We start from the raw sequence: 21,631 nt of genomic DNA, 5'->3' as shown, positions 1-21,631 counted from the left end.
GGCGCGGACCGCCGCGAGGGGGGCTCAGTAGGTCACGGTGATACGCCGTGCGGGACCGTCGACGCGGATCGTGCCGCCGTAGGGGACGACGAGTTGCGGGTCGGTGTGGCCGAAGTCCACGTCGAAGACGGCCAGGGTGTCGGGCGCGTACGCCCGCAGTGCGCGCTCCACCGCCGCGCGCTGCTCGGCCGCGTAACGGGCGGCCTCCTCCGGGCCGTTGGGGCGCTCGAAGGACCAGCTCTTGGCCCGGGCCATCAGCAGTGCGGGGAAGCGCCGCAGCAGACCGCGCTCGCCCATGTTGCGCAGGATCCGGAAGACCTCCGTGGCGCTCGGCAGTTCCTCCGACGTCTCCAGGAGCAGCACCCCGCCGTCGTACGCCGCAGGGTCGCGGGCGATCTCGCGGTCGGCCATCAGCAGCCAGGAGAGGATCTCCAGGTTGCCGCCCCAACTGCGGCCCTCCACCACGCGGTCGGCGTTGACCCAGCTCCAGCCGGCGCCGGGCCGGCTGCCGGGCTCCGCCGCGAAGGTCGCCGGGTCGGCCCAGTCGCCGCTGACGTCGTTCCACCGCTCGGCGGGCCGCAGCTCGTAGGGGCCCGAGGTGAACAGCGCGGCGCGCAGCGAGTCGGCGGTCAGCGGGTGCATGGCTCCGGGGCGTCCCAGTTCGCACATCACGCTCGCGCCGTGGTAGCCGACGACACCGGAGTTGTACAGGAACGCCAGCAGGTTGGTGTTGTCGCTCCACCCGAAGAACGGCTTCGGGTCGGCGCGCAGCAACTCCCGGTCCAGCAGCGGCAGTACGGTGATCTGGTCCTCGCCGCCGATCGACGCGATGACCGCCCGTACGCCCGGGTCGGCGAACGCGGCGTGGATGTCGTCGGCGCGCTCCTGCGGCGTCGCCCCCATCCTGCGTGTCGTCGGGTACTCGACGGGCTCCAGACCGAACTCCTCGCGCAGCCGCTCCAGGCCCAGTTCGTAGGGGCGCGGGAAGAGTCCGGGCAGGCCCGCGGAGGGCGAGATGACGGCTATGCGGTCGCCGGGCGCGGGCTTCGGGGGATACGAGGGCGTCGTCATGCCGGGAGGGTACGGGCTGCTGCCCTGCGGTTTCACCGTGATAAACCGGTCCGAGCGGCGGCCTCCGACGGGCCGCCCACGAACGGACCGGAGGAACCGTGCCCCGCAGCCTGGCCAACGCCCCGATCATGATCCTGAACGGCCCCAACCTGAACCTCCTGGGCCAGCGTCAGCCGGAGATCTACGGTTCCGACACGCTCGCCGACGTCGAGGCGCTGTGCGTCAAGGCGGCGGCCGCGCACGGCGGCACCGTGGACTTCCGGCAGTCCAACCACGAGGGGCAACTGGTCGACTGGATCCACGAGGCGCGGCTGAACCACTGCGGCATCGTGATCAACCCGGGCGCCTACTCGCACACGTCGGTCGCGATCCTGGACGCCCTCAACACCTGTGACGGCCTGCCGGTGCTGGAGGTCCACATCTCCAACATCCACCAGCGCGAGTCCTTCCGGCACCACTCGTACGTCTCGCTGCGCGCCGACGGCGTCATCGCGGGCTGCGGGGTCCAGGGATACGTGTTCGGCGTGGAGCGCGTCGCCGCGCTGGCGGGGTCGGGCAAGGCGGACGCGTAAGCGTCGCTCTCCAGGCCGGAGCCCCTTACCGCGCCCCTCAGAGGCGGCCCGCCTCCACGATCCGCCGCAGGAAGCGCTGTGTGCGCTCCTGCTGCGGGTCACCGAAGAGCTGCTCGGCGGTGCCCCGTTCCAGCACGACGCCTCCGTCCAGAAAACAGACCTGGTCGGCGACCTCGCGCGCGAAGCCCATCTCATGGGTGGCGAGCACCATGGTCATGCCGTCGGCCTTCAGATCGCGCACGACGTTCAGGACCTCGCCCACCAGCTCCGGGTCGAGGGCCGCCGTGATCTCGTCGAGCAGCAGCAGCCGGGGACGCACGGCCAGCGCGCGCACGATCGCGACACGCTGCTGCTGGCCGCCGCTGAGCCGGTCGGGATACTCGCCGGCCTTACCGGCCAGCCCGAGCCGCTCCAGGAGCTCCCTGGCGTGTTTCTCGGCCTGTGCGCGGGCGACGCCGTGGACCCGGCGCGGGGCGAGCGTGATGTTCTCCAGCACCGTCATGTGCGGGAACAGGTTGTACGCCTGGAAGACCACGCCGATCCGGCGCCGTACCGCGTCCTGGTCGACGCGCGGATCGGTGATCTCCTCGTCGTCCAGCCAGATCGCGCCGTCGTCGATGTCCTCCAGCAGGTTGGCGCAGCGCAGCAGCGTGGACTTGCCGGAGCCGGAGGCGCCGATCAGCGCCGTCACCGTGTGCGGGGCGACCTCCAGGTCGACGTCCCGCAGGACGACGGACCCGCCGAAGGTCTTGCGGACGGACTCCATCCGCAGCACCGGAGTCGGTGGTGCCGGAGTCGGTGGTGCCGGAGTCCGCAGCGCCGGATCGTCGCTCATGTCGTTCCTCCCTGGGCCCGCTGACGGTCCATCCGGGCCGTCACCCAGTCCGTGAAGCGGGTCATCGGGATGGTCAGGGCCACGAAGACCAGTCCGGCGACGATGTACGGCGTGTAGTTCAGGCTGCGGCCCACGATGATGTCCGCCGCGCGGACGGCGTCGATCGCGCCGCCGATCGAGACGAGACCGGTGTCCTTCTGGAGCGACACCAGGTCGTTCAGCAGCGGCGGCACCTGGCGGCGCACGGCCTGGGGGAGCACCACGAAACGCAGCGCCTGCCGGTTGTTCAGGCCCAGCGAGCGGGCCGCGGCGCGCTGGGAGGGGTGCACGGACTCGATGCCCGCGCGGAACACCTCGGCGACGTACGCCGAGTACGTCAGTGTCAGTGCCGTGCCGCCCAGCAGTACGGGGTCGACGGTCACGCCCTGGAGCCGCAGTGCCGGGACGCCCAGCACCACGATCATCAGGTTGATGATCAGCGGCAGCCCGCGGAAGAAGTCCGTGTACGCCGCCGCCAGCACCCGCAGCGGGAAGAACACGGGCCCGCGCAGGGTGCGGGCCACGGCGATGAGCATGCCGAGGACGAGCACGGCGACGCCGCAGATCAGCAGCAGTCTGACGTTCAGCCAGAGTCCTTCGAGGACCTTGGGGAACGCCTCGCGCGCGTACTGCCCGTCGAAGAAGGTCTCCTTGGTGCGCGGCCAGCCGGGCGCGCCGACGACGACCAGGTAGAGGACGGCACCCGTGACCAGGGTCGACAGCGCGGCGATCGCGGTGGCGCGGCGGGCACGCGTGCGCTTGTAGCGCTCGCGCTCCAGCCGCCGCTGTGAGGGGACGTAGCCGTCGTCGGGGGCGCCCTTGTCGCCCCCGGACATGTCGTCCTCGCCGTCCGCGTTGTCTACGTTGTCCTCGTCGTCCGCGCCTTCCCGGCCGGACTCGTCCTTGGTGACCGTCACTTGAGCACCGGCGCGTCGACGGCGTCGGAGAGCCACTGCTGCTCGATCTTCGCCAGGGTGCCGTTCTCGCGGAGCGCGTCCACGGCGCCGGTCACGCAGGAGGTGAGCGCGCTGCCCTTGTCGAGCACGAGCCCGAACTGCTCGGGAGCGCCGCCCCGGTTCTCGAACTGGCCGACGATCTCGGCGTCCGTGACCTCGGCGGCCGTGATGTAGAAGGCGGTCGGCAGGTCGGTGACGATGGCGTCGACCTGGCCGTTCTTCAGCGCGGACTTGGCCTGGTCGTTCTTGGCGTAGACGGCCGCGGCCGCGGTCGGCTTCACCACGTCGTCGATGTAGTCGAGGCTGGTCGTGCCGACCTGGGCGCCCAGCTTGAGGCCCTTGAGGTCCGCGATGCTCGTCGCCTTGGCGGCCTTCGTGCCCTTCAGGGCGATGACGGCCTGGCGCACGTCGTAGTAGCCGGACGAGAAGTCCACGGCCTTCTTGCGCTCGTCGCTGATCGACACCTGGTTGATGTCGAAGTCGAAGGTCTTCTCGCCCGGTGCGAAGGCCTTGTTGAACGGCACGCTCTGCCAGACCACGGCGCTCTTGTCGTAGCCGAGCTGCTCCGCCACGGCGTACGCCACCGCCGACTCGAAGCCCTCGCCGTTGGCAGGCTTGTCGTCCTTGAACCACGGCTCGTACGCGGGCTCGTCGGTCGCGATCGTCAGCTTGCCGGAGGCCTCGGTGGCCAGTTTGCCCTTGGCGCAGGTGTTCGCGCTCGAACCGGACGGCGTCGAAGCCGCCTTGTCCTCCGGCTGCGGGGCACAGCCGACGGCGGTCGCGAGGAGGGCCACGGTGGCGCCGGCGACGGCGCGGCGCAGTACACGAGGGGCGAGGTGCATGGCGGGAGAGTGGCAGCGCAAACCCCTGTTTGTCGAGGTCACACCATGACTTGTCCGCATACTGGGAACTGGTGTTGCGTTCTCGTGAACAGGCTCGGCGGACCCGCCTGGGCCGCCGGCCGAGGGCGGGGATCGTAGACCGGCGGCCCGATCCGCGCCGGAGCCGTCATCCCGCGCGGAACCGCTATCAGTTGACCGCGCAACCACGACTGCGGGGAGCGCGTGCGAGGGACCGGCGCGTGCGCGCGATTCACACGGGGCGCGCGTTCGGCAACGCGCGCCCCGTGCCGTGAGAACTCACCACCCGCGCGCGTGCCACTCCGGAAGGTGCGGCCGCTCCGCGCCCAGCGTGGTGTCGTTGCCGTGGCCCGGATAGACCCAGGTCTCGTCCGGCAGCACGTCGAAGATCTTCGTCTCGACATCGCGGATCAGACTGGCGAACGCCTCCGGGTCCTTACGGGTGTTGCCCACGCCGCCGGGGAAGAGGCAGTCGCCGGTGAACACGTGGGGGTGGCCGTGCGGGTCGTCGTAGACCAGGGCGATCGAGCCGGGCGTGTGCCCCACCAGATGGCGCGCGGTGAGCTCCACGTTCCCCACCCGGATGACGTCACCGTCGTCGACCGGGACGTCGGTCGCCACGGGGATGCCCTCGGCGTCCTCCCGGCCGGCGTAGGTACGCGCGCGTGTGGCCGCCACGACCTCGGCGAGCGCCTGCCAGTGGTCGCCGTGCTGATGGGTGGTGACGACGGACGTGATGCCGTCGTCACCGATCGTGCCGAGCAGGGCGTGCGCGTCGTTGGCCGCGTCGATCAACAACTGCTCGTCCGTGGCCCGGCAGCGCAGCAGATAGGCGTTGTTGTTCATCGGGCCGACCGCGATCTTGGTGATCATCAGGTCCTTGAGCTCGTGCACGTCCGCCGGTCCGCCGACCGTCACCTCTCCGCTGTACGTCATGGCGGCAGCCTATAGCGGCGGAAGGGCCGGCAGCGGCCCGCCGTCCGCCGTCAGTCCGGAACCGTCGCGACGCCCGGCGAGCCAGCCCAGGAGGTCCGCCGGGGTGCCGGTGACGGTCACCTCGGGGCGGTCGGCCGCGCGGCCCGTGTGCCACGCGCGGGTGCCGTCCGTGAGGCGCGTCGGCGGCACGTCGGCACGCCCGGTGAACCGCTCCGCGAGGAACTCGATCTCCCGCGCGGTGAACTCCTCCGGGAGGTCCTCCAGCTCGTAGCCGATGCCGAGGTCCACGGCGTGCAGCTCCACCTCCACCCACCGCCGGAACGGCACGCGGGCCGCCGCGTCGACGACGCCGTTGCGCAGCTCCACCGTGCGCGACCAGTCCGCGGGTGCGGCTCCCGTCGCCTGGAAGCGGGCCGCGCTCTCCCGTACGTCCGTGAGCTGGACGTCCAGGGGGCGCGGGGCGTCCCGCTCGATGTCGGCGTCGCGGACGTGTGCGTCGGCGTACATGGGTCGGCCCTCGAGGACGTTCACGAGGGCGTCCGCGTTGCGGGCGATGTGAGCCAGGACATGTCCGCGGCTCCAGCCGGGCAGGCGTGACGGCTCGGCCGCCGACGCGTTGTCCAGTTTGGCGACTGCGGTGAGGAGCCGCTCGGTCGCGTCACGTACAGACTCCAGGTCATGAGCGTGATCAATCATGGTGCTGACCCTAGCCTTGCCACCCCTTCGGGTGAAGGTGGTCGACCGAGCCCGCAAATCGAATGCGCGTGCTATATGGTCGTTGGCGGCGTCGGGCATGCTGGAAGGCCGGGGATTGTTGTGAACCGGTGAATCCCGACCGGCGTTGTCAGTGGCTCGCCCTAGTCTGAGAAAGACGGGGGCCCCGCCCCTGTCACTTCTCTCAAGAAAGGTGCGGACCGGCGTGGCCGACCGTCTCATCGTCCGTGGCGCGCGCGAGCACAACCTCAAGAATGTCTCGCTCGACCTGCCACGCGACTCGCTCATCGTCTTCACGGGCCTGTCGGGGTCGGGCAAGTCCTCGCTGGCCTTCGACACCATCTTCGCCGAGGGCCAGCGGCGCTACGTCGAGTCCCTCTCCTCGTACGCCCGCCAGTTCCTCGGACAGATGGACAAGCCGGACGTCGACTTCATCGAGGGCCTCTCCCCGGCCGTCTCCATCGACCAGAAGTCGACCTCGCGCAACCCGCGCTCCACGGTCGGCACCATCACCGAGGTCTACGACTACCTGCGCCTGCTCTTCGCGCGCATCGGCAAGCCGCACTGCCCCGAGTGCTCCCGGCCGATCACGCGCCAGTCGCCGCAGGCCATCGTCGACAGGGTCCTGGAGCTGCCCGAGGGAAGCCGCTTCCAGGTGCTGTCGCCACTGGTGCGCGAGCGCAAGGGAGAGTTCGTCGACCTGTTCGCCGACCTCCAGACCAAGGGCTACTCCCGCGCGCGGGTCGACGGCGAGACGATCCAGCTGTCCAGCCCGCCCACGCTGAAGAAGCAGGAGAAGCACACCATCGAGGTGGTCATCGACCGCCTCACGGTGAAGGAGTCCGCCAAGCGCCGGCTCACCGACTCGGTGGAGACCGCCCTCGGCCTCGCCGGCGGCATGGTCGTGCTCGACTTCGTCGACCTCCCCGAGGACGACCCCGAGCGCGAGCGCATGTACTCGGAGCACCTGTACTGCCCGTACGACGACCTGTCCTTCGAGGAGCTGGAGCCCCGCTCCTTCTCCTTCAACTCGCCCTTCGGCGCCTGCCCCGAGTGCTCCGGCATCGGCACGCGCATGGAGGTCGACCCCGAGCTGATCGTCCCGGACGAGGACAAGTCCCTCGACGAGGGCGCCATCCACCCCTGGTCGCACGGCCACACCAAGGACTACTTCGGCCGGCTGATCGGCGCCCTCGCGGACGCGCTCGGCTTCCGTACGGACATCCCCTTCGCGGGGCTGCCGCTGCGCGCCAGGAAGGCCCTGCTGCACGGCCACAAGACGCAGATCGAGGTCCGCTACCGCAACAGGTACGGGCGCGAGCGCCTCTACACGACCCCGTTCGAGGGCGCCCTTCCGTTCGTGAAGCGCCGGCACGGCGAGGCCGAGAGCGACGCCAGCCGTGAGCGCTTCGAGGGCTACATGCGCGAGGTGCCCTGCCCCACCTGTGAGGGCACGCGCCTGAAGCCGCTCGTCCTCGCGGTCACGGTCATGGGGAAGTCCATCGCCGAGGTCTCCGGGATGTCCATCAGCGACTGCGCGGACTTCCTGGGCGAGCTGAAGCTCGACGCCCGTGACAAGAAGATCGCCGAGCGGGTTCTGAAGGAGGTCAACGAGCGACTGCGGTTCCTCGTCGACGTCGGTCTGGACTACCTCTCGCTCAACCGCGCGGCCGGCACGCTCTCCGGCGGCGAGGCCCAGCGCATCCGCCTGGCCACCCAGATCGGCTCCGGCCTCGTCGGCGTCCTGTACGTCCTCGACGAGCCGTCCATCGGCCTGCACCAGCGCGACAACCACCGGCTGATCGAGACCCTGGTCCGGCTGCGGGACATGGGCAACACGCTGATCGTCGTCGAGCACGACGAGGACACCATCAAGGTCGCCGACTGGATCGTCGACATCGGTCCCGGCGCCGGCGAGCACGGCGGCAAGGTCGTGCACAGCGGCGGCCTGAAGGAACTGCTCGCCAACCCGGAGTCGCAGACCGGTCAGTACCTGTCCGGCAAGAAGGCCATCCCGGTGCCCGACATCCGGCGCCCGCAGGACCCGTCCCGCAGGCTCACCGTCCACGGCGCCCGCGAGAACAACCTCCAGGACATCGACGTGTCCTTCCCGCTGGGCGTGTTCACCGCGGTCACCGGCGTGTCCGGCTCCGGCAAGTCGACGCTGGTCAACGACATCCTGTACACGCACCTGGCCCGCGAACTGAACGGCGCGAGGAGCGTGCCGGGGCGGCACACGCGCGTGGACGGTGACGACCTCGTCGACAAGGTCGTGCACGTCGACCAGTCGCCGATCGGCCGCACCCCGCGGTCCAACCCGGCCACGTACACCGGTGTCTTCGACCACGTCCGCAAGCTGTTCGCGGAGACCACCGAGGCGAAGGTCCGCGGCTATCTGCCCGGCCGCTTCTCCTTCAACGTCAAGGGCGGCCGCTGCGAGAACTGCGCGGGCGACGGCACGATCAAGATCGAGATGAACTTCCTCCCGGACGTCTACGTCCCGTGCGAGGTCTGCCACGGCGCCCGCTACAACCGGGAGACCCTGGAGGTCCACTACAAGGGCAAGTCCATCGCCGACGTCCTGAACATGCCGATCGAGGAGGCGACGGAGTTCTTCGAGGCCGTCCCCGCGATCGCCCGGCACCTCAACACCCTGAAGGACGTCGGCCTCGGCTACGTCCGGCTCGGCCAGTCCGCGACCACCCTGTCCGGCGGTGAGGCCCAGCGTGTGAAGCTCGCCAGCGAGCTCCAGCGCCGCTCCACCGGCCGCACGGTCTACGTCCTGGACGAGCCGACGACGGGCCTGCACTTCGAGGACATCAGCAAGCTCCTGAAGGTGCTCGCCGGCCTGGTCGACAAGGGCAACACGGTCATCGTCATCGAGCACAACCTCGACGTGATCAAGACCGCCGACTGGGTCGTCGACATGGGTCCCGAGGGCGGCGCCGGCGGTGGCCTCGTCATCGCCGAGGGCACGCCGGAGGAGATCGCCGGAGTGTCGACCAGCCACACCGGCAAGTTCCTGCGGGAGGTTCTCGGCGCCGACCGGATCAGCGACGCGGCTCCGGTGAAGGCCCCGCGCAAGGCGGCGGCGAAGAAGACGGTCGCGGCGAAGACGACGGCGCGCAAGACCGCGACCGCCAAGACCGCGACCGCCAAGGCGACGACTGTCGCCAACAGCGTCGCGACCAAGAAGGCCGCGGGAGCCACGAAGAAGGCGGCTCCCGCGAAGAAGACGACCCGGGCCCCCAAGGCCTGACAAGTCATCAAAAAGCGGCGCCCCGCGGGAACTTCCCGCGGGGCGCCGCTCGTTCCACCATCAGCCACCCTGGCCCTGCGGTTCGCCCGGCTCCACGAACTGCATGTCCAGCTGAACCTTGACAACATCACCGAGAAACCCGGCTCCGAAGTCCAGCCCGAAGTCGCTGCGCCGGATCTCTCCCGTCGCCTCGAAACCGGCGTGCCTCCTCTGATCCACCGGGGAGTCCACCACCCCGCCGAAGTCGACGGCGAGCGTCAGCGGGCGAGTCACGTCCCCGATGGTCAGGTCCCCTTCCATCGTCCAGTCCTCGCCCTGGCCCGAGACACGTGTCGAGTGGAAGGCCATCGTCGGACGCTTCTCCACATCGAGCAGGTCCGCCGAGCGGGTGTGCGCGTCCCGGTCGGGGTTGCCCGTGTCGATGGAGGTCAGAGCGATCTCGGCGCTCACCCGCACGTCGTCGGCCGTCTCACCGACGTACAGCTCGGCCTCGATCTTCGTGAAGCGGCCGCGCACCTTGGCGATGCCGAGGTGACGGATGGTGAAGTTGACCGCCGAGTGCAGCGGGTCGAGCTCCCAGTCGCCGGAAGACAGCGGCAGGGTCGTGGCGGTCGGCGTGCGCGAGGCGTTGTCCTGAGTCATGCCCCCACCCTCCGCGCACCGGCGGACGGGAGGGAGGCCGGGCCGATGGTGGTAGTGAGAGGGCCACCCTCCCGGGGCCGCACCGTTGTACGTTCGGTGGGTGAGCGACAACGAGTTGGGTACCTTCCTGCGCACCCGCCGCGAAGCCGTCACGCCGGCCGAGGTCGGCCTGCCCACAGGGCCTCGGCGTCGCACACCAGGACTGCGGCGTGCCGAGCTGGCCACGCTGGCCGGCGTCAGCGTCGAGTACATCACCCGCCTGGAACAGGGGCGCGACCGCAACCCCTCACCCCAGGTGCTCGGAGCCCTGGGAGACGCGCTGAGCCTGCGCGTACCGGACCGGATCCTCCTGCGCCGCCTCGCCAAGGAGGCCGGCGTCGACCGGGTGCTCTGCACCTCGGCGGCACCACCCGCCCGCACGGTCCGTCCCACCGTGCGGGCCCTGCTCGACCGCCTGGAGCCGACACCGGCCGTCCTGCTCAACTGGGTCGGCGACATCGTCGCCCACACCTCGGGCTATGAGCGGATCGCCCGCCCGCTCGGCCTGCTCGACGGCAGCGCACCCAACCTGATGCGGTACCTGTTCACCGACGAGCGGGCCCGGGCCGTGTACCCCGGCTGGGACCGCCTCGCCGACGAGCAGGTCGCCCATCTGCGACAGGAGGCCTCCTTGCACGACCCGAGCGTCGCCGCGCTGGCCGACGAGCTCACGGTCACCGCGGGGGCCCCGTTCACCGAGCGGCTGGCCGCGGTGCCGGCCATGCCGGCCCGGTTCGGCACCGACACCGTCGACCACCCGGAGGCGGGACGACTGCGCCTGTCCTACGAGACCCTGTCCCTCCCGGAGGAGGGTCAGCGCCTGGTGGTCCACCTCCCGGCGGACGAGAGCACCGCCATGGCGCTGGACCATCTCAACGGGCGCAAGCCCGGGGGGCTGCGCGCGGTGAGCGGCTGACCGGCGGCCACCGCTCTCCCGACCGTGCCGACGAACTGCCCCGACAGCCCCTAGAAGCCGCCCAGCTCGGAGGCGTACGGCGGCTCCGCGCCGGCCCGGGAGCAGGTGATCGCCGCTGCGCGGGCGGCGAACCGCAGCAACTGTTCCCAGCCGGCGGCGCCCAGGCCCGCGAGGCCCGCCGGGGACAGGGCGTCCCGCACCGAGAGGCCGTGCAGCAGAGCCGCGTTCACGGTGTCCCCGGCGCCGATGGTGTCCACGACGTCCACCCGCTCGCCCGGCACCGAGTACACGGCCCCGCCCTGGGTGAAGGCGGTCAGTCCGTCGCCGCCCTGGGTGATCACGACCGCCGAGGGGCCGGCGGACAGCCACTCGCGCGGGGTGCCGCCCAGCCACTCGGCGTCCTCCTCGGAGAGCTTGAGCAGGGACACCGAGGGCAGCCAGCTCTTGAAGCGGGCCCGGTAGGCGTCGGCGTCGGGGATCAGCCCGGCCCGGATGTTCGGGTCGAGCGCCGTGAACAGTCCCTGCGCCGCGGCGGTCCGCATCAGCTCCTCGTACGCGCTCGCACCCGGTTCGAGGATGAGGGAGCAGGTGCCGAAGGACACCGCGCGCGTGCCCGCCGGCAGGGTGTCCGGGGCCGTGAACAGGCGGTCGGCGGTGCCGTCGACGTAGAAGGAGTAGGCGGCCGAACCGTTCCCGTCGAGGGTGGCGACCGCGAGCGTGGTCGGTTCCGTACCCCGCTGCACCGCGGACACGTCCACGCCCGAGTCCCGCAGCCCGGCGAGCAGCGCCTCGCCGAAGGCGTCCTGCGAGGTGCGGGAACAGAAGGCCGTGGGGGAGCCCAGGCGGCCGAGGGCGACAGCCGTGTTGTAGGGGCCGCCGCCGGGCGCCGGCCGGAGACCCGCGAGGGCGCCCGCGCCCTGCGGTACCAGGTCGATCAGGGCCTCACCGGCGACGACGATCACGGAGCGGTTCCTTTCTCTGGCTGCCTGCGACCGCTCGGACCGTGCCCGCGGGGCAGCCGCACGAGGTGCGACGGACGCAGGAGCAGGTGAGCCGCCGGCCGGGAAGCTACCCCATTTCGGAGCCGCGCGTAAAAGCTGGCGTCAAGGGGCGTCAAGGGGCGTCAAAGGCCGCCGAAGACTGTCGAGGGCCGCCGACGGCCGCCGTTCACTCCCAGTCCCAGCCGATGCCGACCATGCCCGACCGCACCCGCGGCTCGACGAGGTGTACCGAACGGTGCCGGCCACTGAGCGGCAGCTCCTGACGGCCGCCGCGCGGGGCCGCCGCCGAGTGCTGGGTGAACCGATGGCAGCGCACGGGCAGGGCGTTCTCGGCGAAGCGGATCTGGAGGGCGTACTGGCCGCCCGCCGCGCCGAAGCCGCGGACGTACTCACGGGACACATCGGCGGTGCCGTCCTCGACGGCGTAGCGGAAGAGGAAGGTGTCGCCGGCCCTCAGCCGGGTGTCGAAGAAGAGCTCGGCCACGAGCACGCCGGTGTCGTGGTGGCTGCGGACACGGCCGGCCCGGCAGTTCTCCAGGGCGTGCACCGTCATCCGTTCCGGTGCGCAGCCGGGGTCGCCGTGATGCACGGCCACGAAGCGGTCGACGCCGTCGCGGTGGGCGCGCACGATGTGCTGCGACTCGCGTCCCAGCAGCTCGCGGCGCGACCCGATGCGGACCCGCTCGTGGTGGCCCAGGGTGTGCAGCCCCCCGTCGACGGGGCACTCCAGTTCGCCGAGCAACTGTTCGAGAATGCCGGAGGCCTCCAGGAGTGAGCGGTAGGAGCGGCCCACGGACTGCCCGGTCGCCGTGCCGCCGTCCCCGCCGTCGGGCTCCGCGAGCAGACGGATCAGGGACTCGTCCGGCAGGTGCAGGATCTCCTCCAGCGCACGCACGGCGCGCAGCGACTCGGGGCGCTGCGGCCGCCGGGCGCCCTGCTGCCAGTAGCTCAGACTGGTCACGCCCACCTTCACCCCGTACCGCGACAGATGGTGCTGGACGCGCTGGAGGGGCAGGCCACGGGCGGCGATCGCGGCACGCAACGCCACATGGAAAGGACCGCCTCGCAGGGCCGTGTCCAATTCCGCGGAGGCGGCGTCGACGGCGGCGTCCGCGTGCTGTGTGGCGTGCGGCATGCAGGGGCCTTTCTGTGAATGCTCACGACGGCTGGTCGGACCGTTCGTGTGGGTGGTCGGGGCCTTTCCGGCGTCGCCGGAGCTCCTTCACATCCGTAGGGCGGCCCTCAGGGCCCGAGTCCCCCCGCATTGAAGCGTGTTGACCAAGTCCCGACAACACCTGATGCCCGAGTGGCACGTGCGTGTGGCCGAGTCGATGCCTCCGGGTCCCGCCCTCCGTGCCCCGCTTGTCCACAGCCCCTTCGGACACCCGGCCGTTGTCCACAGCCCGCCGGAGTGTCACCCCGCGCCAGTAGGGTGTGAGACATGGCCGACCCCTCCAGCTACCGCCCCAAGCCGGGACAGATCCCGGACTCCCCCGGGGTGTACCGATTCCGCGACGAGCACCGCCGGGTGATCTACGTCGGGAAGGCGAAGAGCCTGCGCCAGCGCCTGGCGAACTACTTCCAGGACCTCTCCGGCCTCCACCCGCGCACCCGCACCATGGTGACCACGGCCGCGTCGGTGGAGTGGACGGTGGTGTCCACGGAGGTCGAGGCGCTCCAGCTGGAGTACTCCTGGATCAAGGAGTACGACCCCCGGTTCAACGTCAAGTACCGCGACGACAAGAGCTATCCCTACCTCGCGGTGACGATGAACGAGGAGTTCCCGCGCGTCCAGGTGATGCGCGGGCACAAGAAGAAGGGCGTCAGGTATTTCGGGCCGTACGCGCACGCGTGGGCGATCCGGGACACCGTCGACCTGCTGCTGCGGGTCTTCCCCGTGCGCACCTGCTCCGCCGGCGTCTTCAAGAACGCCGCCCGCACCGGCCGGCCCTGTCTGCTCGGCTACATCGGCAAGTGCTCCGCGCCGTGCGTCGGCCGGGTCTCCGCCGAGGAGCACGGCGAACTCTCCGAGGAGTTCTGCGACTTCATGGCCGGCCGCACCGGGACCTACCTCCGTCGGCTGGAGAAGCAGATGATGGAGGCGGCCGAGGAGATGGAGTACGAGCGGGCCGCCCGTCTGCGCGACGACATCGAGGCCCTGAAGAAGGCCATGGAGAAGAACGCGGTCGTGCTCGCGGACGCGACCGACGCCGATCTGATCGCGGTCGCCGAGGACGAGCTGGAGGCGGCCGTCCAGATCTTCCACGTCCGCGGCGGACGAGTCCGCGGCCAGCGCGGCTGGGTGACCGACAAGGTCGAGGACGTCACGACCGGCGCCCTCGTCGAGCACGCCCTCCAGCAGCTGTACGGCGAGGAGCGGGGCGACTCCGTCCCCAAGGAGGTCCTGGTCCCGGCCCTTCCCGAGCCTGTCGAACCCGTGCAGGAGTGGCTCACCGAGCGCCGCGGGTCCAACGTGTCGCTGCGTATCCCGCAGCGGGGCGACAAGAAGGCCCTGATGGAGACCGTCGAGCGCAACGCGCAGCAGGCGCTCGTCCTGCACAAGACCAGGCGCGCCTCCGACCTGACCACGCGCTCGCGTGCCCTGGAGGAGATCGCCGAGGCCCTCGACCTGGACAGCGCGCCGCTCCGGATCGAGTGCTACGACATCTCGCACCTCCAGGGCGACGACGTGGTGGCCTCCATGGTCGTCTTCGAGGACGGCCTCCAGCGCAAGAGCGAGTACCGCCGCTTCCAGATCAAGGGCTTCGAGGGCCAGGACGACGTCCGCTCCATGCATGAGGTGATCACCCGCCGCTTCAGGCGCTACATCGCCGAGAAGGAGCGGACGGGGGAGTGGACCGACGGCGAGAACCCGCTCGCCGACACCAACGGGACGCCCCTCACCGATGCGCCCCTCACCGACGCCACCGAAGCGCCCCTCACCAGCAGCCTCAAGGACGATGACGGCCGCCCCAAGCGCTTCGCCTACCCGCCTCAGCTCGTCGTCGTCGACGGTGGACAGCCGCAGGTCGCGGCGGCCAAGCGGGCGCTGGACGAGCTGGGCATCGACGACATCGCCGTCTGCGGCCTCGCCAAGCGCCTGGAAGAGGTCTGGGTGCCGGACGACGACGACCCGGTCGTCCTGCCCCGCAGCAGCGAGGGTCTCTATCTGCTCCAGCGCGTCCGCGACGAGGCGCACCGCTTCGCCATCACCTACCAGCGCACCAAGCGGGCCAAGCGCTTCCGTGCCGGCCCCCTGGACGAGGTGCCCGGCCTCGGCGAGACACGCAAACAGGCACTGATCAAGCACTTCGGCTCGGTGAAGAGGCTCCGGGCCGCGACGATCGACCAGATCTGCGAGGTTCCGGGCATAGGCCGCAAGACGGCCGAGACCATCGCCGCGGCCCTCGCCCGGGCGGCATCGCCCGCCCCCGCCGTGAACACGGCGACCGGAGAGATCATTGATGATGAGGAACCCGATACGACGGCGGGTTCCCCCGGAGATCCCGTGACGACGGGCGCCCCGGAAGAACGACGGGGGCAGGAGACATGACCGAGCACGACGCACACCCCACAGCGGACCAGGAACAGGCGCCCACTACTGTGCCCACAGCCGCGCCCCAGCAGGGACCCAGGGAACCAGGCGAGGATTCCACCACGCACCCCGCGGTCCCCGACAGCCCTCAGCAAGAAGTACGTCAGGAAGACGGAGCACAGGTGAGTACGGACGTCACGCCGCCCGGGATCCCCGATGCGGCCATCCCCGAGCTGGTGATCATCTCCGGCATGTCCGGGGCCGGCCGCTCGACGGCAGCCAAGTGTCTGGAGGACCTCGGCTGGTTCGTCGTCGACAACCTCCCGCCCGCCCTGATCCCCACCATGGTGGAGCTGGGCGCCCGCTCCCAGGGCAACGTGGCGCGGATCGCGGTCGTCGTCGACGTCCGCGGCCGGCGCTTCTTCGACAACCTCCGCGAGTCCCTCGCCGACCTCGAGTCGAGGAGCGTCACCCGGCGGATCGTCTTCCTGGAGTCCTCCGACGACGCCCTGGTGCGCCGCTTCGAGTCCGTGCGCCGCCCGCACCCCCTCCAGGGCGACGGCCGCATCGTCGACGGTATCGACGCCGAGCGCGAGCTGCTGCGGGAGCTGCGCGGCGACGCCGACCTGGTGATCGACACCTCCAGCCTCAACGTGCACGAACTGCGCGCCAAGATGGACGCCCAGTTCGCCGGTGACGAGGAGCCCGAGCTGCGGGCCACCGTGATGTCCTTCGGCTTCAAGTACGGCCTGCCGGTCGACGCCGACCTGGTCGTGGACATGCGCTTCCTGCCCAACCCGCACTGGGTCCCGGAGCTGCGCCCCTACACCGGCCTGAACGAGGAGGTGTCCGCGTACGTCCTCAACCAGCCCGGCGCCAAGGAGTTCCTCGACCGGTACGCCGAGCTCCTCCAGCTGGTCGCCGCGGGCTACCGCCGGGAGGGCAAGCGCTATGTGACCATCGCGGTCGGCTGTACGGGCGGCAAGCACCGCTCGGTGGCCATGTCGGAGAAGCTCGCCGCGCGTCTCGCGGCCGAGGGCGTGGAGACGGTGGTCGTGCACCGGGACATGGGACGGGAATGACAGGACGTTCTCCACGGCTCGGCCGACTGCGCAGGGGCGCCCACGACGGGCGTGTGGTCCGGCCGGTCGAGGCACGCGGCGGGAAACCGCGCCGCCGCGGCACCCAGCCCAAGGTCGTCGCCCTCGGCGGCGGCATGGGACTGTCCGCCTCGCTCACCGCGCTGCGCCGGATCACGGGCGACCTCACCGGCGTCGTCACGGTGGCCGACGACGGTGGTTCCAGCGGCCGGCTGCGTGAGGAGCTGGGCGTACTGCCGCCCGGTGACCTGCGCAAGGCGCTGGCCGCGCTGTGCGGTGACGACGACTGGGGCCAGACCTGGGCCCGGGTCATCCAGCACCGTTTCCAGTCGCAGGGCGAGATCAACGGCCACGCGGTGGGCAATCTGCTGATCGTCGCCCTGTGGGAGCAGCTCGGCGACCATGTCCAGGCTCTGGACCTGGTCGGCAAGCTGCTGGGCGCGCAGGGGCGCGTGCTGCCCATGTCCGCCGTACCGCTGGAGCTCCAGGCGCTGGTCAAGGGGCACGATCCGGAGCGGCCGGACGACGTCGACACGGTCCGGGGACAGGCGACGGTGGCGTTGACGCCCGGCGAGGTGCAGTCCGTGCACCTGGTGCCGAACGACCCGCCGGCCGTCCCGGAGGCGGTCGACGCCGTCCTGGACGCCGACTGGGTGGTGCTCGGGCCCGGTTCCTGGTTCTCCTCGGTCATGCCGCACCTGCTGGTGCCCGATCTGCTGGACGCCCTCATGGAGACGAAGGCGCGCCGGGTGCTCTCCCTGAACCTCGCCCCGCAGCCCGGAGAAACCGACGGCTTCTCCCCGCAGCGTCATTTGGAGGTTTTGGGACGACACGCCCCTAAACTCGCCCTGGACGTGGTGCTGGCCGACGTGGCCGCCGTGCCCGACCGCGACTCGCTGACCGACGCCGCCAAACGGTTCGGGGCCGCGGTCGAGCTGGCGCCGGTGGCCCGGCCCGACGGCACCCCGAGGCATGACCCGGAGCTGTTGGCTGCCGCGTACGACCGTATTTTTCGGATGCATGGAAGGATCGGCCCATGGCGATGACGGCAGCGGTGAAGGACGAGATTTCCCGGCTCCCCGTCACCCGGACCTGCTGTAGAAAGGCGGAGGTCTCCGCCGTTCTGCGGTTCGCCGGCGGCCTCCACCTGGTGAGCGGGCGGATCGTGATCGAGGCGGAGCTGGACACCGCGATGGCGGCCCGCCGGCTCAAGCGGGACATCCTGGAGATCTTCGGCCACAGCTCGGAGCTGATCGTGATGGCCCCGGGCGGTCTGCGCCGCGGCTCGCGCTATGTGGTGCGGGTGGTCGCGGGCGGTGACCAGCTGGCCCGGCAGACGGGACTCGTCGACGGCCGTGGCCGTCCGATCCGGGGTCTGCCCCCGCAGGTGGTCTCCGGCGCGACCTGTGACGCGGAGGCGGCCTGGCGCGGGGCCTTCCTGGCGCACGGCTCGCTCACCGAGCCCGGCCGCTCGTCCTCCCTGGAGGTGACCTGCCCTGGCCCGGAGGCCGCGCTGGCGCTGGTCGGCGCCGCCCGCCGGCTGTCCATCGCGGCGAAGGCCCGTGAGGTGCGCGGGGTCGACCGGGTCGTGGTCCGTGACGGCGACGCGATCGGCGCGCTGCTCACCCGGCTGGGCGCGCACGAGTCGGTGCTGGCCTGGGAGGAGCGCCGGATGCGCCGCGAGGTGCGGGCCACGGCGAACCGTCTCGCGAACTTCGACGACGCCAACCTGCGCCGCTCGGCGCGTGCGGCCGTCGCCGCCGGGGCCCGTGTCCAGCGCGCCCTGGAGATCCTCGGTGACGAGGTGCCCGAGCACCTCGCGGCGGCCGGCCGGCTCCGTATGGACCACAAGCAGGCCTCCCTGGAGGAGCTGGGCGCGCTCGCCGACCCGCCGCTGACGAAGGACGCGGTCGCCGGACGGATCCGCCGGCTGCTGGCGATGGCCGACAAGCGGGCCTCCGACCTCGGCATCGCGGGCACGGACGCCAACCTCAGCGACGAGCTCGCCGACAATCTGGTCGGCTGACCGACGGCCCTGCTGATGGCTCTTCAGAACGCCGGTGGTGTCACCCCTTTGGGTGACACCACCGGCGTTTGCGTGGCTTTGAGGCGCTCTTGACTGGATCATGAACTGTCATGAGCCTGGCAGAGTTCGCTGCTGGGGCGAACTCACGCTAGGGGGGTTCATGAGACGAAGAGCGAGATCGATCCTCGCTGTCGGCGCGCTGCTGCTCGGCGGAGCGGCACTCGCACCCATCGCCCAGGCACAGCCCGGCACCACACCGAAACCCGACGCGGACGAGGTCAAGGTCTTCCGCGCCGAGGTCACCAAGCAGCAGGTACCCCTGCTGCTGGCGGCCGGCCAGGACGGTCACGAACTCAGCGAGCAGGCGCCCGAGAAGGGCACCGCGACGGTCGAGGTCTACCTCACCGACAAGCAGGCGAAGAAGCTCGAGAAGCAGGGCGTCGCCCTCACCGAGCACACTCTTTCGGCCAAGGCGGAGAACCGCGTCGAGGCCGCCGCCGACGGTGTGTTCCGGCCGTACAGCGGCAGCGGCGGTCTCCAGGAGGAGATCCTCCGCACCGCCCAGGAGAACCCGGGCCTCACCAAGGTCGTCTCCATCGGCAAGACGGTCGAAGGCCAGGACATCCTCGCGCTCAAACTGACCAAGAACGCGAAGAAGTCCGAGGACGGTTCCAAGCCCTCGGTCCTCTACATGTCCAACCAGCACGCGCGGGAGTGGATCACCCCGGAGATGACCCGGCGGCTGATGCACTACTACCTGGACACCTACAAGACCGACCAGCGCGTCAAGAAGATCGTCGACTCCAGCGAGCTGTGGTTCGTCCTGTCGGCCAACCCCGACGGCTACGACTACACCTTCGAGAACACCGACAACCGCCTCTGGCGCAAGAACCTGCGGGACGTCAACGGCGACGGCGTGATCTCCACCGGCGACGGCGTCGACCTCAACCGCAACTTCCCCTACAAGTGGGGCTACGACGACGAGGGTTCGTCCCCGAACCCCACCAGCCAGACCTACCGCGGCGCGAGCCCCGGCTCCGAACCCGAGACCCGGGCGCTCGACGCCTTCGAGAAGCGGATCGGGTTCACGTACGGCATCAACTACCACTCCGCCGCCGAGCTGCTGCTCTACGGCGTCGGCTGGCAGGTTGCGACCGACACCCCCGACGACGTCGTCTACAAGGCGCTCGCCGGCACCCCCGACAACTCCGCGATCCCGGGCTACCACCCGCAGGTCTCCTCGGAGTTGTACACGACCAACGGCGAGGCCGACGGGCACGCGGCGAACGTCAACGGCGCGGCGATGTTCACCCCCGAGATGTCGACCTGCCAGACCGCGTCGAACATCGACCCGAACGACCAGTGGAACGCCGCCGACTGCCAGTCGGGCTTCAACTTCCCCGACGACGAGAAGCTGATCCAGGACGAGTTCGCCAAGAACGTGCCCTTCGCGCTCTCCGTCGCGGAGTCCGCCGCGCAGCCCGACCAGCCGAAGTCCTCGGTCGGTCTGGCCGCCGCCGACTTCACCCCGGCGCCGTTCACCACCTCGTACTCGCGCGGCGCCGACCAGGAGGTCTCCGTCGTCGCCCGCAAGGCGATCCGCGACAAGGAGCTCAAGTACCGCGTCAACGGCGGCCGTACCTGGGACCAGGCGCTCAAGGCCTGGAAGGGCGGCGAGATCTTCGGCGGTGACGACAACCTCTACTACGACGAGTACCGGGCCAAGGTGCAGGACGGCGAACCGGGCGACAAGGTCGAGGTGTGGTTCACCGGCGAGACCAAGAACGGCAAGAAGGTCTCCAGCGCGCACTTCACCTACACGATCGCCGCGCGGCCCAAGGCCGACACCCTCGTCGTGGCCGAGGAAGGCACGGCCGCCACACAGGCGCAGACCTACGTCGACGCGCTGAAGGCCAACGGCCGCAAGGCGATCGTCTGGGACGTCGCCTCTCAGGGCGCACCCGACGCGCTCGGCGTGCTGAGCCACTTCGACACCGTCGTCCACTACACGGGCGCGAGCGTCCCCGGCAATCCGACCCAGCTCGAACTGCGCGCCTTCCTCAACGAGGGCGGCAAGCTGATCGAGGCGGGCGAGCTGGCCGGCGGCAACGTCGACCTCGGTGACGGCACCCCGTCGAACGACTTCAGCCAGTACTACCTGGGCGCCTACTCCCGTACGTCGACCCCCGGCGCCACCGGCTTCACCGGCTCCGGCAAGCTCGGCGGTGCCGGCGGGGCCCTCGGCCCGGCGACCGGCAACCCGCTCGACAGGGCGGGCACGTACGGCGTCACCTCGGACGAGCTGCCGGCGGGCGCGTACCCGCAGTTCGCCAGCGCGGGAGCCGGTCGGTTCGCCGGGACGGTCAACCCGTACGGGCCGTTCACGGGCTCGTACATGGCCGCCGCCGTGCACACCGACGACGGCTACAAGCGTCTCACCCGCACCATCGACCTCACCGGGGTCGGCGCGGCGAGCAAGCCGGCCCTGCGCACCCAGCTGCTGTGGGACACCGAGCCCGGCTACGACAACGCGATCGTCGAGATCCACACGGTCGGCGCCGACGACTGGACGACGCTCCCCGAGGCGGGCGGCGCCACCAGCACCGCCGTCCCCGCGGAGTGCGGCGGCGGCTTCTACATCGGCGAGCACCCGTGGCTGCGGCACTACCTCACCCTCGGTGCGGGCGACTGCACCGCGACCGGCAGCACCGGCTCCTGGAACGCCCTCACCGGCGCCTCCAGCGGCTGGCAGCAGGTGAACTTCGACCTGAGCGGTTACGCGGGCAAGCAGGTCGAGGTCTCGATCGCCTACGTCACCGACCCCGGCAGCGGCGGCCACGGCGTCCTCGTGGACGACACCTCGCTGGTCGTCGGCGGCTCCGCCACCGGGACCGAGGGCTTCGAGACGTCGCTCGGCGCCTGGCAGGTCGTGGGTCCGCCCGCGGGCAGCCCGGCCGTCCTGAAGGACTGGACGCGCACCGGCGCCCTCTTCCAGACGTACGGAGCGGTCACCACCGACGACACCGTGCTGCTGGGCTTCGGTCTGGAGCACGTCACCGCGGCGGCCGACCGTGTCGCGCTCATCGGAAAGGCACTCGCCTCACTTGAGAGCTGAAGAACGGCTGTCAAC

The 21,631-nt window shown here is 70.8% G+C and carries 17 protein-coding genes; 8 read left to right on the top strand and 9 right to left on the bottom strand.

The window, feature by feature from the left end:
- Positions 1 to 24: 24 nt before the first annotated feature.
- Entirely contained in the window at positions 25 to 1,071 is a 1,047-nt protein-coding gene (locus G9272_RS12200) for a S66 family peptidase (RefSeq protein ID WP_171396595.1), read from the bottom strand.
- 98 nt (positions 1,072 to 1,169) lie between these two features.
- On the opposite strand from G9272_RS12200, the gene aroQ reads away from it, so the two are divergent.
- The gene (aroQ, locus tag G9272_RS12195; RefSeq protein WP_171396594.1) at positions 1,170 to 1,643 is read left to right on the top strand and encodes a type II 3-dehydroquinate dehydratase; all 474 of its coding nucleotides are present in this window, start codon (positions 1,170 to 1,172) and stop codon (positions 1,641 to 1,643) included.
- Between the two features lie 37 nt (positions 1,644 to 1,680).
- Here the strand turns inward: aroQ and G9272_RS12190 are convergent, their stop codons facing one another.
- From G9272_RS12190 to G9272_RS12170, 5 genes are all read right to left on the bottom strand, one after another.
- Positions 1,681 to 2,409 carry an amino acid ABC transporter ATP-binding protein gene (locus G9272_RS12190; RefSeq protein ID WP_301272171.1) on the bottom strand — a complete coding sequence of 243 codons (729 nt, stop codon included), beginning with the start codon at positions 2,407 to 2,409 and terminating at the stop codon, positions 1,681 to 1,683.
- Positions 2,410 to 2,474: 65 nt separating this feature from the next.
- On the bottom strand, positions 2,475 to 3,434 hold the full coding sequence (locus tag G9272_RS12185) for an amino acid ABC transporter permease (RefSeq protein ID WP_171396593.1): 960 nt from the start codon (positions 3,432 to 3,434) through the stop codon (positions 2,475 to 2,477).
- A complete protein-coding gene (locus G9272_RS12180; protein ID WP_171396592.1) occupies positions 3,431 to 4,315 on the bottom strand; it encodes an ABC transporter substrate-binding protein in 885 nt (294 codons plus the stop codon). Before G9272_RS12180 ends, G9272_RS12185 begins: the two co-directional genes overlap by 4 nt.
- Positions 4,316 to 4,612: 297 nt before the next feature.
- On the bottom strand, positions 4,613 to 5,269 hold the full coding sequence (locus G9272_RS12175) for an MBL fold metallo-hydrolase (RefSeq protein WP_171396591.1): 657 nt from the start codon (positions 5,267 to 5,269) through the stop codon (positions 4,613 to 4,615).
- Positions 5,270 to 5,278: 9 nt separating this feature from the next.
- Positions 5,279 to 5,965, bottom strand: a complete 687-nt coding sequence (locus G9272_RS12170) for a maleylpyruvate isomerase family mycothiol-dependent enzyme (protein ID WP_171396590.1) — start codon at positions 5,963 to 5,965, stop codon at positions 5,279 to 5,281.
- A 223-nt stretch (positions 5,966 to 6,188) separates the two neighbouring features.
- Between G9272_RS12170 and uvrA the strand changes: the two genes are divergently transcribed.
- Positions 6,189 to 9,242: an excinuclease ABC subunit UvrA gene (gene uvrA / locus G9272_RS12165; protein WP_171396589.1), complete on the top strand. Its 3,054-nt coding sequence runs from the start codon at positions 6,189 to 6,191 to the stop codon at positions 9,240 to 9,242.
- 60 nt (positions 9,243 to 9,302) lie between these two features.
- Here uvrA and G9272_RS12160 read toward each other — a convergent pair whose 3' ends face one another.
- Positions 9,303 to 9,884: a YceI family protein gene (locus tag G9272_RS12160; protein WP_171396588.1), complete on the bottom strand. Its 582-nt coding sequence runs from the start codon at positions 9,882 to 9,884 to the stop codon at positions 9,303 to 9,305.
- Between the two features lie 100 nt (positions 9,885 to 9,984).
- Between G9272_RS12160 and G9272_RS12155 the strand changes: the two genes are divergently transcribed.
- Positions 9,985 to 10,839 (top strand): helix-turn-helix domain-containing protein, encoded by an 855-nt coding sequence (locus G9272_RS12155; protein ID WP_171396587.1) that lies wholly within the window; start codon positions 9,985 to 9,987, stop codon positions 10,837 to 10,839.
- Between the two features lie 50 nt (positions 10,840 to 10,889).
- Here G9272_RS12155 and G9272_RS12150 read toward each other — a convergent pair whose 3' ends face one another.
- Positions 10,890 to 11,801 (bottom strand): carbohydrate kinase family protein, encoded by a 912-nt coding sequence (locus tag G9272_RS12150; RefSeq protein WP_171396586.1) that lies wholly within the window; start codon positions 11,799 to 11,801, stop codon positions 10,890 to 10,892.
- A 205-nt stretch (positions 11,802 to 12,006) separates the two neighbouring features.
- Positions 12,007 to 12,975, bottom strand: coding sequence for a hypothetical protein (locus G9272_RS12145; RefSeq protein ID WP_171396585.1), 969 nt, complete (start codon positions 12,973 to 12,975; stop codon positions 12,007 to 12,009).
- A 306-nt stretch (positions 12,976 to 13,281) separates the two neighbouring features.
- Between G9272_RS12145 and uvrC the strand changes: the two genes are divergently transcribed.
- The 5 genes from uvrC (at position 13,282) to G9272_RS12120 (ending at position 21,616) form a co-directional block, all read left to right on the top strand.
- The gene (gene uvrC / locus G9272_RS12140) at positions 13,282 to 15,393 is read left to right on the top strand and encodes an excinuclease ABC subunit UvrC (RefSeq protein WP_171396584.1); all 2,112 of its coding nucleotides are present in this window, start codon (positions 13,282 to 13,284) and stop codon (positions 15,391 to 15,393) included.
- Complete coding sequence (rapZ, locus tag G9272_RS12135) at positions 15,390 to 16,457, top strand: RNase adapter RapZ (RefSeq protein WP_171396583.1); 1,068 nt, start codon at positions 15,390 to 15,392, stop codon at positions 16,455 to 16,457. Before uvrC ends, rapZ begins: the two co-directional genes overlap by 4 nt.
- Positions 16,454 to 17,521 carry a gluconeogenesis factor YvcK family protein gene (locus G9272_RS12130; RefSeq protein ID WP_171396582.1) on the top strand — a complete coding sequence of 356 codons (1,068 nt, stop codon included), beginning with the start codon at positions 16,454 to 16,456 and terminating at the stop codon, positions 17,519 to 17,521. Before rapZ ends, G9272_RS12130 begins: the two co-directional genes overlap by 4 nt.
- Positions 17,512 to 18,501 carry a DNA-binding protein WhiA gene (gene whiA / locus G9272_RS12125; RefSeq protein WP_020131902.1) on the top strand — a complete coding sequence of 330 codons (990 nt, stop codon included), beginning with the start codon at positions 17,512 to 17,514 and terminating at the stop codon, positions 18,499 to 18,501. The genes G9272_RS12130 and whiA overlap by 10 nt, the downstream gene beginning before the upstream one ends.
- Positions 18,502 to 18,661: 160 nt before the next feature.
- The gene (locus G9272_RS12120) at positions 18,662 to 21,616 is read left to right on the top strand and encodes a M14 family metallopeptidase (RefSeq protein WP_171396581.1); all 2,955 of its coding nucleotides are present in this window, start codon (positions 18,662 to 18,664) and stop codon (positions 21,614 to 21,616) included.
- The last annotated feature ends 15 nt before the right edge of the window (positions 21,617 to 21,631 follow it).

It is taken from the genome of Streptomyces asoensis (assembly GCF_013085465.1).
Classification (GTDB): Bacteria; Actinomycetota; Actinomycetes; order Streptomycetales; family Streptomycetaceae; genus Streptomyces; species Streptomyces cacaoi_A.
The sequence above is the reverse complement of the archived record's forward strand: the minus strand, read 5'-3'. Positions and strand labels throughout refer to the sequence as shown.

What these genes read in the sequence shown, in the direction of transcription:
- G9272_RS12200 (WP_171396595.1), bottom strand. Translation starts at nt 1,071, where the DNA reads ATGACGACGCCCTCGTATCCCCCGAAGCCCGCGCCCGGCGACCGCATA.
- G9272_RS12190 (WP_301272171.1), bottom strand. Translation starts at nt 2,409, where the DNA reads ATGGAGTCCGTCCGCAAGACCTTCGGCGGGTCCGTCGTCCTGCGGGAC.
- G9272_RS12180 (WP_171396592.1), bottom strand. Translation starts at nt 4,315, where the DNA reads ATGCACCTCGCCCCTCGTGTACTGCGCCGCGCCGTCGCCGGCGCCACC.
- G9272_RS12175 (WP_171396591.1), bottom strand. Translation starts at nt 5,269, where the DNA reads ATGACGTACAGCGGAGAGGTGACGGTCGGCGGACCGGCGGACGTGCAC.
- G9272_RS12170 (WP_171396590.1), bottom strand. Translation starts at nt 5,965, where the DNA reads ATGATTGATCACGCTCATGACCTGGAGTCTGTACGTGACGCGACCGAG.
- G9272_RS12160 (WP_171396588.1), bottom strand. Translation starts at nt 9,884, where the DNA reads ATGACTCAGGACAACGCCTCGCGCACGCCGACCGCCACGACCCTGCCG.
- G9272_RS12145 (WP_171396585.1), bottom strand. Translation starts at nt 12,975, where the DNA reads ATGCCGCACGCCACACAGCACGCGGACGCCGCCGTCGACGCCGCCTCC.
- uvrC (WP_171396584.1), top strand. Translation starts at nt 13,282, where the DNA reads ATGGCCGACCCCTCCAGCTACCGCCCCAAGCCGGGACAGATCCCGGAC.
- rapZ (WP_171396583.1), top strand. Translation starts at nt 15,390, where the DNA reads ATGACCGAGCACGACGCACACCCCACAGCGGACCAGGAACAGGCGCCC.
- G9272_RS12130 (WP_171396582.1), top strand. Translation starts at nt 16,454, where the DNA reads ATGACAGGACGTTCTCCACGGCTCGGCCGACTGCGCAGGGGCGCCCAC.
- whiA (WP_020131902.1), top strand. Translation starts at nt 17,512, where the DNA reads ATGGCGATGACGGCAGCGGTGAAGGACGAGATTTCCCGGCTCCCCGTC.
- G9272_RS12120 (WP_171396581.1), top strand. Translation starts at nt 18,662, where the DNA reads ATGAGACGAAGAGCGAGATCGATCCTCGCTGTCGGCGCGCTGCTGCTC.